The sequence below is a fragment of the Pseudoalteromonas sp. P1-13-1a genome, from assembly GCF_001401875.1.
GTDB lineage: Bacteria > Pseudomonadota > Gammaproteobacteria > Enterobacterales > Alteromonadaceae > Pseudoalteromonas.
The window spans coordinates 64,072-80,633 of record NZ_LKDV01000020.1 but is presented as its reverse complement, the minus strand read 5'-3'; the positions used below and the strand labels follow the sequence as shown (position 1 = coordinate 80,633).

The following is a 16,562-nucleotide window of genomic DNA, read 5'->3' as shown; positions in this document are numbered from 1 at the left end:
TACATGGATGTAAGTCATTAGAATAACGCAGGAGCAGTTATCGAGCCCACTAGGTTACAAACCTCGCGCCGCGATTTAATCGCCCCTAGGTTGAACAAATTTCAATCCGCAAAGGTCAACACGCCCTAGTTTTTAGTGCCCATGTTTTTTGTAACTCCATCAATGGCGATTGTTTCTATGCCATTTTCATCAAAATTAATCACTATGCTTGCGTTATTACGAGTAAAAAAGTAACTGCGGCCATTGAGCTCAATCACGTAATTGCCTTTTACGGGGTCTTTCAATTGCTGCTTTTTTAGACTGACAGTATGTTTACCTATATGCCATTCAAACGTTTCAATAAAGCCATTATTAAACTCTTGTACCCACACTTGGCTATCATCTTTAGCTAACGTGATTGCCACCGAGTATGAATTAGGTAATTGCGACATATCGTAGCTTTTATTTCCTATTGTAAATTTACCCAGTTGCTGCTGCCATGCAAACCCAAAATTAAATGGTTTTTCTATGCCTGTGGGGTAACTCACCGCGCCTGAGCCTTTAATTGTAAAGTCGGCCAATGCGCTGGGGCTAATGCATAATAAACTGATGGTAAAAAGTGTCGCTAATTTATATTTCATACTATGACTTTTTTATATTTATAATTTGAGAGTAAAACGGAACATTCGCCTTAACAAGTGGTTATGTTACACTGAGTTAACTTTATACTGGTAAGACCTTCTCGTGAACTTATATATTAGACTTCTTTTATTATTTTTTAAAATTAAGCGCAACCGTGACTACCAACAGTTACTTGATACGGTAGATATTGATTACAAAGCACTACCCACAGATTGCGATATAAACCTGCATCTAACAAATTCGCGTTATTTGGCGATGATGGACTTGTCGCGCACCTGGATGATTGAGCGAATAGGCTTATTAAAACAAGTAATGAAGCGCCGTTGGTTTCCTATAGTTAATGCGACAGCCATCACTTATATTCGCGATATTAAACCTATGCAGCGTTATACCATCAGTACCCGGCTGGTGGGGTGGGATCATAAATATTTTTACATTGAACAAAAATTTCATTCTGCGCGTGGCCTGCACGCTATAGCGTATGTGCGTGGTGTGTTTAAAAACAAAAAAGGCATAGTTTCTATTGAAGAAATGCTTGAAGTAGCCGAGTTTGATGGCGTGGCGCCTATTTTACCCGCTGAAATTATGCATTGGAAAGAAATGCTTGAGCAAAAAAAGGTGAATAACCTGCCTAAATAATTTTCATAAAATAAGGCCTTTCGGCCTTAAACACATAGAACATAGGCACTGCACACTTAACTAAAAGTTGTACCTTACACCAAACATAGCAACGACTGGGTCAAGCTCAACGGTTGATGTAAGGGCTTTTGCTCCGTTTGCATACACTGTGGCATCGGTATCTATATCAATTATTGATACCATAGCATGTAGCCCCCAATGTTGATCGATTTTATAGTTAGCGCCTACTTGTGCTATAAAGCCAAACGAATCATCGAGTTTTACTTCAACATCATCAGTACCTAGGGTTGCTTTTAGCGCTTGTGAAGGCTGCTCGTCAAAAAAGGTGGTGTAATTTAACCCTACACCAATAAACGGTCGTAGCGCGTAACTGGTATCTAAAAAGTGGTATTGCGCAACCAATGATGGCGGAAGCTGTTTTATGTCGGCAATCTTACTGCCCGCTAGCCCACCCGCGCCATTTACATCGTGCGAAAACGGCGTAGCGGCAATAAGTTCTACCACCCACTTATCGTTAAATGCATAGTCGATTGTAATACCTAGCTGCGTGTCAGAGTCGCCTTTAAGGCCCAGTGTTGGCGCTTCGTTAATGGCCGAGCTGCTGTTATCTGGATTTACATTAATAGCGCCAACATTAACGCTTAAGTTAGCGTGTGCCGTAGGGGTCATAGCTAGTAAAGAGGTAAGTAATGCAATGCTGATTTGGGTTTTCATGTTGTGCTCCAATAACTACTTTTTGATTGCCGCTATTATTACAACCTCCGAGCGTTAAAAACCTGTTCTAGATCAAAGTTTCAAAAATGTTTGAAGCATGTGAATCCTTTTATTGATTTAGATTAAAGTTGCTGCAAAAAGTATTTTAATTAATTGACACTGCTATGTATTTAACAGTCATCGCACTGTATTAACTTTGCCATTATTTGGTCATATTAGCGCGCTTTAATAATCTCTCTTATGGTTATTGAGTGTGTTGTTATGTCTTTTGCAAAAGTATCGCAAAACAGTGTAAGTAAACCTTTAAGCGCGGTGGTCAAAAATACGCAAACGCTTATTAGGTTTGAATCTGTAACGCCTCACCAAGGCGGTGCCATAGATTGGCTTAGCAATGAGTTAGCTGCGCTTGGTTTTAACTGTGAGCAGTTTATGTGTGAAGACGTTACCAATTTAATTGCCTACATTAATTTTGAGCTAGAAGGGCCTTGTGTTGCGTTTTCTGGGCATATTGATGTTGTACCTGCAGAGCCGGGCAACTGGTTAAGTCCGCCTTTTGCCGGCAATATTATTAATAATGCCGTGTATGGGCGTGGCGCTGCTGATATGAAAGGTGGCGTGGCGGCTATGCTAGGTGCCACTAAGGCACTATTAAATGATACAAAAAGTAAAAAAGGGCGTTTTTACTGGCTTATCACCTCCGATGAGGAAGGCGAGGCAGAATTTGGCTCAGAGGTAATAGCCACGCGCCTTGCAAAAAATAATATACAACTTGATGGCTGTATTGTTGGTGAACCGACAAGCTCTGCACACGTAGGCGATACAATTAAAAATGGTCGCCGAGGCGCTATATCGTCTCGTATAAAAGTACATGGCAAGACTGGACATGTTGCCTACCCGCAGAACACTATAAATGCGGCGCATATTGCGGGTAATATTGTAAATTGTTTAAGCAATTTAACATGGCCTGAAGATGAGCCAAGCTCTAAAACCACCTTGCAAGTGACTGGTATTAATATAAATAATGTTGTTGATAATCTAGTGCCTAGTGAGTGCGAAATTACCTTTAATGTGCGATATAGCCATGGTTATACAAGCAGTACAATAAAGCAGTGTATATCAGCGGCACTGAGTGAGTACGCTCAGCACCTTGATGTTGAATGGGAGCGAGCGTGTGAGCCCTATTATACAGCACCAACAAACGGGTGGAGTTTATTACAGCAGTTAGAGCACACCATTTATGCGCAAACAGGAAACTACCCCATGTTAAGTACCAGCGGTGGCACGTCTGATGGGCGATTTTTTGCAAACCAGCATACCCAAGTTATTGAGTGCGGAGTTAAAAATAGTACCATTCACCAGGTAAACGAGCATGTTCCAGTTGAGGATTTACTTAAAATTGAGGCCATTTATACCGACTTATTAGCGCGGATTTTTAGCCATAAATAGGCCTTATAAAAATAAACAGCGAGAATTACCTCGCTGTTTGACTAACCTAAATAGCGCTTAGCTTTATTTTCTTTTACGTTTTGTAAGTCTACCAGCACTAACCCATCAATACAGTTGTTAAAGTCGGGGTCGATACTAAAGCTTAAAAACTTTACCCCACCAGGCTGACACAGTTCGGTATATTGTTTAAATAGGGTGGGAACGTGTGCACCCATATTGGCCAGTACGTGTTTTAATTCTACAAAGTCTTCTTTTACATCATTGCCATTAAAAACAGTTTTACACTGAGTAAGTTGTTGTTCGCTTAATTTAAACTCGTTATTAGGGGTGGCGAGGTGCTGCTCTGATTTATAATAATGTTGATAGTAATACACGAGCATGGCTTTTGCTTGTTCAGGCAAGGCGTTAGAGACGCTAACTGCGCCAAATAAGTAACGATATTGCGGGTAGTTTTTAATAAATGCACCAATACCATACCACAAGTAGTCTAAACTTTTACGCCCCCAATACTTAGGTTGCACAAAACTGCGTCCAAGCTCTATACCTTGTTCTAAATACGGTTGCATTGCTTGTGTGTAACTAAATAAACTATCGGTGTATAAGCCTTCTCGACCATGTTTATTTATTATTTCCTTTGCACAAGCAAGGCGATATGCCCCCACTAATTCTAATTGCGTAGGATCCCATAGCACTAAGTGTTGATAATCCATATCATATTTGTCAATATCGCGGCGTTTACCGCTGCCTTCACCTACCGCTCGAAAGGCAATTTCTCTGAGCCTCCCAAGCTCTCTAAACACCGCTGAGCTACCCGTGTATTGATATAAATGAATATGCATACCATCTTGTGTTTTACCTAATAACTGACAACTTTCTATGGCTTTTTTTAGCTCTTTGCGGCACTCGGGTATTGCAATAGGGGTTTGGGTTTTAAGGGGGAGGGACTTTTTAGTGGTAAGGCGATAAAGTTGCTTGCGAATGAGGTTAACGATTTCTTTATCTTTTAAATTTTCGATTAAATATGATTCAGGCGGAATGGAAGCGCCAATTTCAAACTCTAATGACTTTTGTCGCTGCTTAAACATTTCTTTTACTAATAATAAGCTCGCAAGCGGCTTGTAAATCATTGACGTACCATAAAAGAGTGGGCTGTTTTTAGCTTTTATATAAATAGGTAAAATAGGGCTGTTTGCTTTTTTAGCCATGCGTAAAAAGCCACTGTTCCACTTGCAATCTTTAATTCCGGTAGGGCTTAATCTAGAGACTTCGCCGGCAGGAAAAATTAACAAAGCACCTTCATTTTTTAAGTGTTTTTGAATATTGCCTAATTCTTGTTTTTTACTGGTTCCAGATAAGTTATCTACTGGCAACAGCAATGAATGCATAGGGGTAACCGACATTAGCATGCGATTAGCAACCACTTTTAAGTCTTGCCTAACGCTTGATAGTACCTTTATCAGTGCGAGCGCGTCGAGCGAGCCAATGGGATGGTTAGCTACAATTACTAATTTACCTTCGCTGGGTATATTTTCAATTTGCTTTGGTTTGTAGCGGGTATCAAAGTCAAGTTCATCAAGTACTTGTTCAACAAATTCTAGCCCTTGTAAATGAGGGTAAGCATCGCCAAAGGCAACAAATTCTTGTTCATGTAATAAGTAGCCAAGCCCTTTTTTAACTAAACCTTTTACTTTAGGGGAGTTCTCTAACTGTGGTAAGTTTGCTGCTATTACTTTATCAACGCTTATCATATTAACCTCATTTACAATTTGGCCTATTCGCCATCCTGTTTAGAGTAAAAAAAGGGTGTGACATTTACTTTGCAGTAGTGTGACTTTTTAAAGAGTAAATAACCAAGAGTACATTTACTCAGTGAGAAATATAAAATTATTTAAGCTTATTAGGAGTTTACATGTCAGTTTTAGTTGCCATTACAGGGCGTGATAATACAAAGTTAATCGCAAGGCTAACTGAGTTGCTACCAAATGAGACCATTGAAGAATGGCCATCGTGTAAAAACCCCAGTGATGTAGAGTTTGTACTCGCCTGGAATGCCCCAAATGACTTGTGGCAACAATTGCCTAATTTAAGAGCTGTTTCTTCATTTGGAGCTGGTGTGGATAGTATTAATCTGTCGCTATTACATGAGCATGTAGATGTGGTGCGTATTGTAGATAAACAACTAGCTGACGATATGGCAGAGTATGTACTAACCCATGTGTTAGCTCAAAAGCTACGCTTACAAGAGTACTTTGTTAGGCAATCGCAAGGTAACTGGAAACCCAAACGCGGTTACAAATATAAGCATGTCGGTATTTTGGGGTTTGGTGAACTCGCAAAAGCATGCGCAGATAAGCTACTTATTAATGGCTTTACGCTAAGCGCATGGTCTAAAACGGCTAAAGAGAGTCAACATGTTAAGCTATACACTGGAACAGGGCTTGATGAAATGTTACCTCAAATAGATTTTTTAGTGTGTTTATTGCCACTAACTGACGAGACGAAAGGCATCATAAATGCACAATTATTAGCAAAGCTTCCCAAACACGCCTGCGTAATAAATGTAGCAAGAGGGCAGCATATTATTGAATCGGATTTATTATCAGCTTTAGATTCAGATAATCTAAGATCAGCAACCCTAGACGTGTTCACTGAGGAGCCATTACCGAGTTCACACCCATTTTGGCAGCACACTAAAGTGACTATCACACCACATTGCGCAGCAATATCAGACTTAAATAGTGTGGCAATACAAATAGCAGAGAATATTAATCGCTTAAATAGGGGGCTTAAGTTAAACAATCGTGTTAATAGAACAAAAGGTTATTAATAGATAACAAATTGGTTTAGAAAACACCTTGTTAACATTTGTAATTTTAATTAATGTAGAATTTAAACACCAAAATAAAAATAATAAGAGTGACGTATGAAATCAAGTCAAGGCGGAGTAAAACTAAGTTTAGTGGTGGTTTCTATTATTGTGTTGGGCGTTTCTGCTTGGTTAAACCAAGCGAGTGCCGATCAGTTACCTCAAAGTGGCAACGCACAGTCAACGCAAAGTGAGTAGTTAAACTCTTCAGTATGCTCTAAAAAGGGAACTCTTTTAATTCATTCATGGCTAAGCCTGAATGTTCAAGAGTATCCCTCCTTTCATATAACCTTACAATTGCTTTAGCTTGCTTTAATTATCTAGCAACAAGTTAGTTAGTAGCTAGTTAATAGTGCTTAGCATGGATCTCTCGGTTTTCGTGTTTTTTCTCATCACTTTTTTTAAGTAATACGTAGGTTGCACCACTGCCACCGTGATGTTTGAGGGCGGTATGATAAGCTAAAACTGCGGGTAGCGCCTGTAGCCACTTATTAACATAGCTTTTAAGTATACCGGGCTTCGCTTTATTTTTTATGCCAATACCATGGCGCACTAATACAACACGAATGTTTCGTTGATGGCAATCAGTGATAAAGTTAAATAATGTTGTACGGGCATTTTTAAGTAGCTGGCCATGTAAGTCTAATGTGGCATCAACTTGGTACTTTGCTAAGCGTAAGTTTTTAAAAACAGCGCTTTGTACACCGTCTTTTTTAAAGCTTAATAATGCATGTGGGTCTAATAGTTCTACATGCTCAGTTTGTAGGTAATTTTCATCATTCGCAAGGCTAAGCTCAGCAGCTTTGCGTTTCTCTTGTTGTGCAAGGGTGACACTGGGATTACTTGCAAGAGGAGTTACAGTATCGTGGTTTATAGGTGTTACATCTTCCATAGAAGATAAAAATAAATCAAAATCAGATAAAGACATAGTAAGACCTAAATGAGGATTAATACGCGGTAAATATTATCTTAGTTCAATCTGTTCCCCAAGCCTTTTAATTTTTTAAATAAAAAAGCCCAGCAAGGCTGGGCTATAAAATATTCTAAGGGGAAATGTTAATTCTGCGTTACATTAAACTGCCCAAACGTATACACTTTGAACAAATAAAATGTATTGATCAACACTAAACTCATATTCGAAATAACACTCGACGACATCAAATCCAAGCTAAAAGACAAAAATAACAGTCCACACGCACTAATGGCTGCAACGCGCAGTATTGTTATATTATTAATAAAGAATGCACCTAGTCCTAGTGCAAGTAATACAGTGTTTAAAAGCCAATCTAGCTCGTTTAGCATGGTCGTTTCAATAGTTCAGTTGTTGAAAAAAGGAGCGCCATTATGGTGATCTTTTGCACACCTTTCAACCAAGTAATTTTAAATTTTCAGATTAGTTTTTTTAATGTTAAATGTAGCTAGTCAATGCAGCAAAAAAGCCATTATTTTTTATTAGTTGGTACTTTTGACAGCTTTGCGGGACCTTCATATCTGCGCATAAATAAAGGGCATTGCGCTTCTCGTCTAGTTGCGGGTGTAAGTTTGAGTCAAGCAGTGTACGGCCATAACCAAAAACGCCAGGCCAATAAATACTTTCGCTTACTAACCCTAATTTTTTATAGGTGAGCAAAGTTGGTTTTGGAAAAATAATGGCTATAGCAAAAATTATAGCCAACGTAATAAGTAACCCTTTTTTAGACTTTACTGGCTGCTCTGCTGGGGGAGCTATTGAGTTAGCCGAAGATTGCGGTGCTGTTTGCGACCTATTGCGAGGCTTTTTTACAGGGGTTTTTCTTTTTTGTGGTGTTTTACCAAGCAATGATTGTTTTTTTGTATTGTTTGACATAAAGCAAATCTGGCCTTTTGAGCTTAGGTCTCTATAATAAAATGATTAAATATCTAGTTATATAATAACTTATACAATGCTTTTAGCCTACGAGGAAGATACATGGATACGCAGCTATCAATTTTAATAGTGGATGATGTTAGCACAGTGCGTAGTTTTTTGAGCCAAACGCTCATGCACTTAGGAATAGAAAACGTTAAAGAGGCTTCAACGGCTAAACAGTGTATTAGCGAATGCCAGGCTGCTAATTACAATATGATTTTTTTAGATATAGAACTGCCTGATGGTGATGGTAAAGAGTTAATCGCGCAAATTAATAATATTAACCCTGAAACTAATGTAGTAATGGTGTCGGCCCATTCAGCAGTAGAAAACGTGAAAGAAGCCATTGATAAAGGTGCTAAAGGTTTTGTAGTAAAGCCATTTACACCTAAAAAAATAGCAGCTATGTTGAAAAAGTTTTATCCCGATCTAGAAAGCGTTTAGTCATTTTTTAAGCACTAAACTGTAGACATAAAAAAACCGGCCTAAGCCGGTTTTTTAATCATAAAACAAATTATAGCGCTTTAATTTTAGCTGCTAAACGGCTCTTATGACGAGCTGCTTTGTTTTTATGAATTAGACCCTTAGTTGCGTAACGGTCTAGGATAGGTGTAGCAACAGAGAAAGCTTGCTGTGCAGCTTCTTTATCGCCAGCTTCAATAGCAGCGGTTACTTTTTTGAAGTAAGTACGCATCATTGAACGACGGCTTGCGTTGTGCTGACGGTTTTTTTCGCTAGTGATAGCGCGTTTTTTTGCAGACTTGATGTTAGCCAAGGTTTGCTCCTAACAATCTTAAATAAAGCTTAAATTAAAGGCCGTGGAATATGCCTGTTTTTATCATGAATGTCAATGTAAATTTAACAATTCAAGAAAAACTGCTCCTTATAACGAACATCAATTTGCCGCTTCAGCAGTTAATATCGCTATTGTAACAAAGCACAGACGCCCAGCCTAGTGCTTTAAAGCGATTTATAAAAAAGACTGTGGCATAATTGCCTTAATTAAAGGTTTTTAAGTAGGTTTAAGGTGTCAAAAGGATTATTTCGCTCCGGTATGATTGTAAGTGCTATGACAATGATATCGCGTATTTTAGGGTTAGTACGAGATGCCGTCGTTGCAAACTTATTAGGTGCAAGTGCTGCTGCCGATGTTTTTTTATTTGCTAATCGTATCCCCAATTTTTTACGACGTCTATTTGCAGAGGGGGCTTTTGCTCAGGCTTTTGTGCCTGTACTTAGCGAAATTAAAGAACACCATGGTGATGATAAAGTTAAGTTATTTGTAGCACAAGCGGCTGGTACACTGGGCACTATTTTACTGTGCGTAACTATTTTTGGCGTTGTTGCCTCACCTGTTATTGCCGCGTTGTTTGGAACCGGCTGGTTCATTGATTGGTGGCAAGGAGGACCCAATGCAGAAAAATTTGTGCTGGCAAGCTCATTACTAAAATTAACCTTTCCGTATTTGCTATTTGTAAGTTTAGTGGCACTTAGCGGTGCAGTAATGAATGTATATAATCGCTTTGCAGTGGCTGCTTTTACGCCCGTATTACTTAATGTTTCTATTATTACCTGCGCTATTTTATTGCACGACAAATTTAGCGTTGGGGCATATGCGTTAGCCGTTGGTGTATTTGTGGGTGGGGTGGTGCAATTGTTGTTTCAGTTACCATTTTTATACCGCGCAAAAATGTTGGCGCGCCCGCGCTGGGCTTGGCAAGACGAAAACGTTAAAAAAGTGCGTAAGCTTATGTTACCGGCCTTATTTGGTGTGTCGATAAGCCAAATTAATCTTCTACTCGATACTATGATTGCCTCGTTATTAATGACGGGGTCTATCGCATGGCTTTATTACTCGGATAGATTAATTGAGTTTCCACTTGGTTTATTTGGTATTGGTATTGCCACTGTTATTTTACCTGCACTTTCTAAATTACATAGCAGTAAAAAACGCAGCGATTTTCAGCATACGCTGGATTGGGGAGTGCGTTTTGTCATCTTTTTAGGCATACCCGCTATGGTCGGGTTAATGATTATAAGCCCGCTTATTATTACTGTGCTGTTTGATCATGGCGCATTTAAGGAGGCGGATGTTGATCATGTCAAAGCGGTAAGTTTAGGGGTGGTCGCCTACTCGGTAGGGTTAGTTAGCTTTATGCTTATTAAAGTCTTAGCGCCGGGTTTTTACTCGCGCCAAGATACTAAAACGCCTGTGCGCATTGGAATTATTACGTTGGTACTTAATATGGTATTCAATATTATGTTAGCCCCATTTATTGGGTATTTGGGGCTTGCTTTAGCAACGTCTATGTCGGCTAGCTGCAATGCCTTTTTACTTTACAGGCAACTTAAAAAAGAAAACGTGTATCAGTTTTCTGCTATGAGCCTACGCTTTACCATAAAATGCATAGTGGCAAGCTTAGCCATGGGGGCGCTAACTTGGTATGTTAGTAGCCGTTATTATTGGGCTACATGGCACTTTCATGAGCAAATAATGTTGTTAATTGTACTGTTGGTGGTTGCTGCAATAAGTTACTTTGCAGTGCTGTTTTTACTTGGTGTAAGACTAAATACGATAAAAAGTGTAGCAACTACTGAATCAAACTAAAAAAAAGATTATAATCGGCAGCCCTGTGGTTTTGAACAATTTTAAACTCGTTAATAATACTCGCTGAAAAAGGCATTAGGTGGCATGGAGTTAATTAGAGGTATACACAATATTCGAGCGCAACATTATGGTTGCGTATTGACTATTGGTAATTTTGACGGTGTGCATTTAGGCCATGGTGAAGTGTTAAAAGGGCTGTTAGCGGATGCCAAAGCACATAACTTACCCAGTACGGTGATGTTATTTGAGCCACAGCCGCAAGAGTTTTTCGCCAAAAATAATGCACCTGCTCGACTTACTCGGTTACGCGATAAACTTAAGCTGCTTAGTAACTTAGGTATTGAGCGCGTTATTTGCATTAGCTTTAATCAAGAATTTGCCAATATGCACGCTGAGCAATTTGTTAGCGATATTTTAATTAAAAAGCTAGGTGTAAAAGCATTAACAGTAGGCGATGATTTTAAATTTGGTAAACAGCGCCAAGGGGATTTTAATTTACTGCGCAGTATGGGCAAACAAGCGGGCATGGATGTAAAAAGCACCGCGAGTTTTCGCCAATTAAATGCTAGAGTAAGCAGCACACTAATACGTGAAGCATTAGCAGCAGGCGACTTAGAAAATGCTAAGTTAATGCTAGGGCATAATTATGCTATTTCAGGACGTGTAATACATGGTTGGAAAAGAGGGCGAGAGCTTGGTTTTCGAACTGCAAATATAGCGCTTAAACGCCAAGTTTGCCCTGTAAATGGGGTGTTTGCTGTAAAAGCAAACATTGCCGGCAAGCAGGTTTATGGGGTAGCCAATATTGGTAATAAGCCCACTTTTAATGGAACGCGTGCTTTGTTAGAAGTTCACCTTTTTGACTTTGCACACGATATATATGGACAGTTTATGCACGTGGAGTTAATTGAAAAACTTCGCGATGAGAAAAAATTCGAGACATTAACACAGTTAACGGCACAAATAGCAACCGATGTTGCCGCCGCAAAACAGTGTTTTGGTTTAAATTAGGTAGCCGATAGATACGGAAAGTAGGATTAATGAGCGACTACAAACATACTTTGAATTTACCGGAAACACAGTTTCCAATGCGTGGCAATTTGGCACAACGTGAACCAAAAATGCTTAAAGCATGGTATGAAGACGACCTGTACGGTCAAATTCGCAGCGCTAAAAAAGGTAAAAAAACCTTTATTTTGCATGACGGTCCTCCGTATGCAAACGGCGATATCCATTTAGGCCACTCAGTAAATAAAATTTTAAAAGACATTATTGTAAAGTCTAAAACTTTATCTGACTTTGATGCCCCTTACGTGCCTGGTTGGGATTGTCATGGCTTACCAATTGAGTTAATGGTTGAGAAAAAAGTAGGCAAGCCTGGCGTTAAAGTAACTGCGAGCGAGTTTCGTGAAAAATGCCGTGCTTACGCTAAAAAGCAAGTTGAAGGTCAAAAAGTAGACTTTAAACGTTTAGGTGTGTTTGGCGATTGGGACAAACCTTACCTAACAATGAACTATGACTTTGAAGCAAACGCCATTCGCGTGCTTGGCCGTATTATTAAAAACGGCCACCTTCATAAAGGTGCAAAGCCTGTGCATTGGTGTACAGACTGTGGCTCTGCACTTGCAGAGGCAGAAGTTGAGTACCAAGATAAGCAATCACCAGCAATCGATGTGCGCTTTACTTTTGCAGATCAAGACGCGGTTGTTAAAGCTTTTGATTTAGCAGAAGGCCATGAAGGGCAAGGTAGTGTTGGCACTGTTATTTGGACTACAACACCGTGGACCCTACCTGCTAACCGTGCAGTAGCTGTGCATGCAGATTTAGAGTACGCCTTAGTACAAGTAGATGATGAAGGGTCGCAGCAACGTTTAATTTTAGGCTCAGAGCTTGTTAAAGATGCAATGGACCGTTACGGGTTTAATCATTTCCACGTACTAGGTTATGTCAAAGGCGCAGCACTAGAGAATTTACAGGTTGCTCACCCATTTTACGATTTTGATGTACCGGTCATTGTAGCAGAACACGTTACTACTGAATCAGGTACGGGTGTGGTTCATACTGCGCCAGGCCATGGTCAAGAAGATTTCGCGGCAGGCTTAAATTACAATCTTGAAGTAGCAAACCCTGTAGGCGCTAATGGTGTTTACCTACCTGATACAGAATTATTTGCAGGTCAGCACGTATTTAAAGCAAACGCCAGTGTAATTGATGTATTAACAGAGCGTGGTGCCTTAATGCACCATCATGCGCTTACGCATAGCTACCCGCATTGCTGGCGCCACAAAACACCTATTATTTTCCGTGCTACACCGCAGTGGTTTGTAAGCATGGATCAGGCTAACTTACGCCAAGACTCGTTAAGCGAAATTAAAAACACGCAATGGTTGCCAGAGTGGGGCGAAAGCCGCATTGCAAACATGGTTGAAGGTCGCCCAGATTGGTGTATTTCTCGTCAACGTACTTGGGGTGTGCCAATTGCTTTATTTGTTGATAAAGACACCGGTGCTTTACACCCAAATACGCAAGAACTGATAGAACAAGCTGCAGAACTAGTAGAAAAGTCAGGCATTCAAGCGTGGTATGACCTAGAGCCTGCCACCTTGTTAGGCGAAGACGATGCCAAGCAATACATGAAAGTACAAGATACGTTAGATGTATGGTTTGATTCGGGCGTAACACATGCCTGTGTTGTTGATGCACGTGAAGAGTTAGTTGGCCCAGCTGATTTATACCTAGAAGGCTCTGATCAGCACCGTGGTTGGTTTATGTCATCAATGATGACCTCAGTTGCTATTAACGGTCACGCTCCTTACAAGCAAGTACTAACGCATGGCTTTACCGTAGATGAAAACGGCCGCAAAATGTCAAAATCGTTAGGCAACGTTATTTCACCACAAAATGTGATGAACAAACTTGGCGCTGACATTTTACGTTTATGGGTTGCTTCAACCGATTACACGGCAGAAATGACCGTATCGGATGAAATATTTAAACGCTCTGCCGATCGCTACCGTCGTATTCGTAACACAAGCCGTTACTTATTAGCTAACTTAAGTGGTTTTGATCCTAAAACAGACCAAGTTGCTGTTGATGACATGGTTGAGCTTGATAAGTGGATTGTTGGCCGTGCCGCCCAATTACAAGAAGAAATTTTAGCAGCCTACGATAGCTACCAAATGCTATTAGTAACGCAAAAGCTAATGAATTTCTGTACAGGTGAGCTGGGTTCATTCTACTTAGATGTTATTAAAGACCGCCAGTACACAGCAAAAAGCGACAGTCATGCACGTCGTTCTTGTCAGACTGCGCTTTACCACATTGCAGAAGCAATGACGCGTTGGATGGCGCCAATTATGAGCTTTACAGCGCAAGAAATTTGGGAAGCATTACCGGGCGAGCGTAGCGATTACGTATTTACATCGGTATGGTACGACGGTTTACATGCACCGACAAACAGCCAATTTAGCAACGATGACTGGCAAGCGATTCTGAATGTACGTGACGAAGTAAACCGTGTACTAGAAGCTGCCCGTAAAGAAGAAGTGATTGGCGCAACGCTGCAAGCAAGCGTTAACTTATACGCCGAAAAATCACTGGCTGATAAGTTAGCAGCATTAGGTGATGAGCTACGTTTTGTATTATTAACGTCTGCGGTCACTGTATCTGCTGTAGATAGCCAGCCTAGTGATACACAAACAACCGAAATTGAAGGTCTATACATTAGCGTAGCAGCCACAGATGCAACTAAATGTGAGCGTTGTTGGCATTACAGCGATGATGTAGGCTCAGAGCCTGCACACCCTGAAATTTGTGGTCGTTGTGTAAGCAATGTTGACGGCGAAGGTGAAAAGCGTCAATTCGCTTAGGAGTTTTACTCAGTGAGCAAACTAGCCCAAAAAAGTGGTTTAGTGTGGCTTTGGTTAAGTCTATTACTGCTTGTAATAGACTTTGCCACTAAAACACTTGTTGTAAATACCATGGCTTATCAAGAGTCGATTAATTTACTGCCTGTTTTTAGTATTACCTACGTACATAACTATGGAGCGGCCTACAGTTTTTTAAGTGAAGCTGGTGGTTGGCAACGTTGGTTTTTAAGTTTTATTGCCATTGCTATTAGCGCGCTATTAGTATGGTGGTTGAAGCGCTTACCAGCGACAAATAAAATATTATGTAGTGCTTATGCGTTAGTACTTGCTGGCGCTATTGGTAATTTGTATGACCGCGTTGCTTATGGTTATGTAATTGACTTTATACATGTGTTTTATAAAAACTCGCATTTTCCAGTATTTAATATTGCCGACTGTGCAATTTGTATTGGTGCCGCATTATTATTATTTGATGCCTTTACAGGCGAAAGTCCGAAGGAGCATAAAGCATGAGCCAAGCTGTAATTGGTGAAAACTCAGAGGTTATTTTTCACTTTTCTATTAAACTAGAAGATGGCTCTGCCGCAGACTCAACAAAGGTGCATAATAAACCAGCCAAGTTAACGATGGGTGATGGCAGCTTAACGGCTAATTTTGAAAAGTGTTTGCTCGGTTTAAGCGCAGGCGAAAGCAAAACGTTTGAGCTAGAACCAGAAGATGCATTTGGCCAACCTAATCCAGATAATATTTACTATGTAGAACGCAGTAAATTTGGTGCAGAAACGCCAGCTAAAGTCGGCGCAATTATTGCCTTTACTCAGCCAGATGGTACTGAGCTGCCAGGACTAGTACGCGAAGTACAAGGTGAGTCGGTTACTATCGATTTTAATCACCCGTTAGCGGGCCAACGCTTAACGTTTGAAGTAGATATTATTGAGGTGCAAGGCTAATGGATATTTTATTAGCGAATCCGCGAGGCTTTTGTGCAGGGGTTGATCGTGCAATTAGCATAGTAGAGCGCGCTTTAGATATTTTTGAAAAGCCAATTTACGTACGCCATGAGGTAGTGCATAACCGCTACGTAGTAGATGGTTTAAAAAACCGTGGTGCCGTATTTGTTGAAGAGCTAGACCAAGTACCTGATGACAGCATAGTTATTTTTAGCGCCCACGGTGTATCGCAAGCGGTACGCTCAGAAGCTAAACGCCGCGATTTAAAAGTATTTGATGCAACATGCCCATTAGTTACTAAAGTGCATATGGAAGTAACACGTGCGAGCCGTAAAGGTATTGAATGTATTTTAATTGGTCATCATGGTCACCCAGAGGTTGAGGGGACTATGGGACAGTATGACAACAACGACGGTGGTATTTACCTTGTAGAGACCGCAGAAGATGTTGCTAAACTTAACGTTAAAAATGCTGATAACCTATTTTATTGTAGCCAAACAACGCTCTCAGTAGATGACACTGCAGATGTAATTGATGCGCTGCGCGAAAAATTCCCAGCAATTGATGGCCCGCGTAAAGATGATATTTGCTATGCCACACAAAACCGACAAGATGCGGTGCGTGATTTAGCAGATAAAGTTGATGTGCTTTTAGTTGTGGGAGCAAAAAACAGCTCTAACTCTAATCGTTTACGTGAACTTGCAGATAAAATGGGCACAACCGCTTATTTAATCGATGATGCAACAAATGTTGAAGCACAGTGGTTTGCTAACACGAGCGCTGTGGGAGTAACTGCGGGGGCTTCTGCGCCAGAAGTGCTTGTTCAACAAGTTATTGCGCGCTTAAAAGAGCTTGGCGGTACGCAGGTAGTGGAAAACCCAGGTGAAGAAGAGAATATCGTATTTGCCGTTCCTGTTGAGCTGCGTTAATCTATATAAATTAATTATTTAGATTACAAGGA

General features: G+C 40.3%; 18 protein-coding genes. 11 read left to right on the top strand and 7 right to left on the bottom strand.

Annotation, left to right across the window (positions count from 1 at the left end; genetic code table 11):
* Positions 1-125: 125 nt before the first annotated feature.
* Positions 126-620 (bottom strand): hypothetical protein, encoded by a 495-nt coding sequence (locus AN391_RS13265; protein ID WP_055015839.1) that lies wholly within the window; start codon positions 618-620, stop codon positions 126-128.
* A gap of 103 nt (positions 621-723) precedes the next feature.
* Between AN391_RS13265 and AN391_RS13260 the strand changes: the two genes are divergently transcribed.
* A complete protein-coding gene (locus AN391_RS13260; RefSeq protein WP_055015838.1) occupies positions 724-1,260 on the top strand; it encodes a thioesterase family protein in 537 nt (178 codons plus the stop codon).
* Between the two features lie 60 nt (positions 1,261-1,320).
* Here the strand turns inward: AN391_RS13260 and AN391_RS13255 are convergent, their stop codons facing one another.
* A complete protein-coding gene (locus AN391_RS13255) occupies positions 1,321-1,974 on the bottom strand; it encodes an OmpW family protein (RefSeq protein WP_055015837.1) in 654 nt (217 codons plus the stop codon).
* Between the two features lie 261 nt (positions 1,975-2,235).
* On the opposite strand from AN391_RS13255, the gene dapE reads away from it, so the two are divergent.
* Positions 2,236-3,420: a succinyl-diaminopimelate desuccinylase gene (gene dapE / locus AN391_RS13250; RefSeq protein ID WP_055015842.1), complete on the top strand. Its 1,185-nt coding sequence runs from the start codon at positions 2,236-2,238 to the stop codon at positions 3,418-3,420.
* 41 nt (positions 3,421-3,461) lie between these two features.
* On the opposite strand, the gene AN391_RS13245 is transcribed toward dapE, so the two are convergent.
* Complete coding sequence (locus AN391_RS13245) at positions 3,462-5,168, bottom strand: lysophospholipid acyltransferase family protein (RefSeq protein ID WP_055015836.1); 1,707 nt, start codon at positions 5,166-5,168, stop codon at positions 3,462-3,464.
* Positions 5,169-5,329: 161 nt separating this feature from the next.
* Between AN391_RS13245 and AN391_RS13240 the strand changes: the two genes are divergently transcribed.
* Entirely contained in the window at positions 5,330-6,247 is a 918-nt protein-coding gene (locus tag AN391_RS13240; RefSeq protein ID WP_055015835.1) for a glyoxylate/hydroxypyruvate reductase A, read from the top strand.
* Between the two features lie 96 nt (positions 6,248-6,343).
* Positions 6,344-6,484, top strand: coding sequence for a hypothetical protein (locus AN391_RS20690; protein WP_162838342.1), 141 nt, complete (start codon positions 6,344-6,346; stop codon positions 6,482-6,484).
* A gap of 148 nt (positions 6,485-6,632) precedes the next feature.
* On the opposite strand, the gene smrA is transcribed toward AN391_RS20690, so the two are convergent.
* The 3 genes from smrA to AN391_RS13230 form a co-directional block, all read right to left on the bottom strand.
* Complete coding sequence (gene smrA, locus AN391_RS13235) at positions 6,633-7,214, bottom strand: DNA endonuclease SmrA (protein ID WP_055015834.1); 582 nt, start codon at positions 7,212-7,214, stop codon at positions 6,633-6,635.
* A 128-nt stretch (positions 7,215-7,342) separates the two neighbouring features.
* Entirely contained in the window at positions 7,343-7,588 is a 246-nt protein-coding gene (locus tag AN391_RS20775) for a hypothetical protein (RefSeq protein ID WP_082429328.1), read from the bottom strand.
* Between the two features lie 106 nt (positions 7,589-7,694).
* Complete coding sequence (locus AN391_RS13230) at positions 7,695-8,132, bottom strand: hypothetical protein (protein WP_055015833.1); 438 nt, start codon at positions 8,130-8,132, stop codon at positions 7,695-7,697.
* Between the two features lie 102 nt (positions 8,133-8,234).
* On the opposite strand from AN391_RS13230, the gene AN391_RS13225 reads away from it, so the two are divergent.
* A complete protein-coding gene (locus AN391_RS13225) occupies positions 8,235-8,618 on the top strand; it encodes a response regulator (protein WP_055015832.1) in 384 nt (127 codons plus the stop codon).
* A 70-nt stretch (positions 8,619-8,688) separates the two neighbouring features.
* Here the strand turns inward: AN391_RS13225 and rpsT are convergent, their stop codons facing one another.
* Positions 8,689-8,949: a 30S ribosomal protein S20 gene (gene rpsT, locus AN391_RS13220; protein ID WP_004588355.1), complete on the bottom strand. Its 261-nt coding sequence runs from the start codon at positions 8,947-8,949 to the stop codon at positions 8,689-8,691.
* Positions 8,950-9,243: 294 nt separating this feature from the next.
* Here rpsT and murJ point away from each other — a divergent pair, with 294 nt between their 5' ends.
* From murJ to ispH, 6 genes are all read left to right on the top strand, one after another.
* On the top strand, positions 9,244-10,782 hold the full coding sequence (gene murJ, locus AN391_RS13215; protein WP_055015841.1) for a murein biosynthesis integral membrane protein MurJ: 1,539 nt from the start codon (positions 9,244-9,246) through the stop codon (positions 10,780-10,782).
* 84 nt (positions 10,783-10,866) lie between these two features.
* A complete protein-coding gene (gene ribF / locus AN391_RS13210; protein ID WP_055015831.1) occupies positions 10,867-11,793 on the top strand; it encodes a bifunctional riboflavin kinase/FAD synthetase in 927 nt (308 codons plus the stop codon).
* A 29-nt stretch (positions 11,794-11,822) separates the two neighbouring features.
* A complete protein-coding gene (gene ileS / locus AN391_RS13205; protein WP_055015830.1) occupies positions 11,823-14,651 on the top strand; it encodes an isoleucine--tRNA ligase in 2,829 nt (942 codons plus the stop codon).
* 12 nt (positions 14,652-14,663) lie between these two features.
* Entirely contained in the window at positions 14,664-15,164 is a 501-nt protein-coding gene (lspA, locus tag AN391_RS13200) for a signal peptidase II (RefSeq protein ID WP_004588359.1), read from the top strand.
* Positions 15,161-15,601 carry an FKBP-type peptidyl-prolyl cis-trans isomerase gene (gene fkpB, locus AN391_RS13195; RefSeq protein WP_004588360.1) on the top strand — a complete coding sequence of 147 codons (441 nt, stop codon included), beginning with the start codon at positions 15,161-15,163 and terminating at the stop codon, positions 15,599-15,601. Before lspA ends, fkpB begins: the two co-directional genes overlap by 4 nt.
* Positions 15,601-16,530 (top strand): 4-hydroxy-3-methylbut-2-enyl diphosphate reductase, encoded by a 930-nt coding sequence (gene ispH, locus AN391_RS13190; protein ID WP_055015829.1) that lies wholly within the window; start codon positions 15,601-15,603, stop codon positions 16,528-16,530. The genes fkpB and ispH overlap by 1 nt, the downstream gene beginning before the upstream one ends.
* Positions 16,531-16,562: the final 32 nt, after the last annotated feature.

Excerpts from the sequence above, each read along its gene's own strand:
- AN391_RS13265 (WP_055015839.1), bottom strand. The coding sequence starts at position 620 with ATGAAATATAAATTAGCGACACTTTTTACCATCAGTTTATTATGCATT.
- AN391_RS13255 (WP_055015837.1), bottom strand. The coding sequence starts at position 1,974 with ATGAAAACCCAAATCAGCATTGCATTACTTACCTCTTTACTAGCTATG.
- dapE (WP_055015842.1), top strand. The coding sequence starts at position 2,236 with ATGTCTTTTGCAAAAGTATCGCAAAACAGTGTAAGTAAACCTTTAAGC.
- AN391_RS13245 (WP_055015836.1), bottom strand. The coding sequence starts at position 5,168 with ATGATAAGCGTTGATAAAGTAATAGCAGCAAACTTACCACAGTTAGAG.
- AN391_RS13240 (WP_055015835.1), top strand. The coding sequence starts at position 5,330 with ATGTCAGTTTTAGTTGCCATTACAGGGCGTGATAATACAAAGTTAATC.
- AN391_RS20690 (WP_162838342.1), top strand. The coding sequence starts at position 6,344 with ATGAAATCAAGTCAAGGCGGAGTAAAACTAAGTTTAGTGGTGGTTTCT.
- smrA (WP_055015834.1), bottom strand. The coding sequence starts at position 7,214 with ATGTCTTTATCTGATTTTGATTTATTTTTATCTTCTATGGAAGATGTA.
- AN391_RS20775 (WP_082429328.1), bottom strand. The coding sequence starts at position 7,588 with ATGCTAAACGAGCTAGATTGGCTTTTAAACACTGTATTACTTGCACTA.
- AN391_RS13230 (WP_055015833.1), bottom strand. The coding sequence starts at position 8,132 with ATGTCAAACAATACAAAAAAACAATCATTGCTTGGTAAAACACCACAA.
- AN391_RS13225 (WP_055015832.1), top strand. The coding sequence starts at position 8,235 with ATGGATACGCAGCTATCAATTTTAATAGTGGATGATGTTAGCACAGTG.
- murJ (WP_055015841.1), top strand. The coding sequence starts at position 9,244 with ATGACAATGATATCGCGTATTTTAGGGTTAGTACGAGATGCCGTCGTT.
- ribF (WP_055015831.1), top strand. The coding sequence starts at position 10,867 with ATGGAGTTAATTAGAGGTATACACAATATTCGAGCGCAACATTATGGT.
- ileS (WP_055015830.1), top strand. The coding sequence starts at position 11,823 with ATGAGCGACTACAAACATACTTTGAATTTACCGGAAACACAGTTTCCA.
- fkpB (WP_004588360.1), top strand. The coding sequence starts at position 15,161 with ATGAGCCAAGCTGTAATTGGTGAAAACTCAGAGGTTATTTTTCACTTT.
- ispH (WP_055015829.1), top strand. The coding sequence starts at position 15,601 with ATGGATATTTTATTAGCGAATCCGCGAGGCTTTTGTGCAGGGGTTGAT.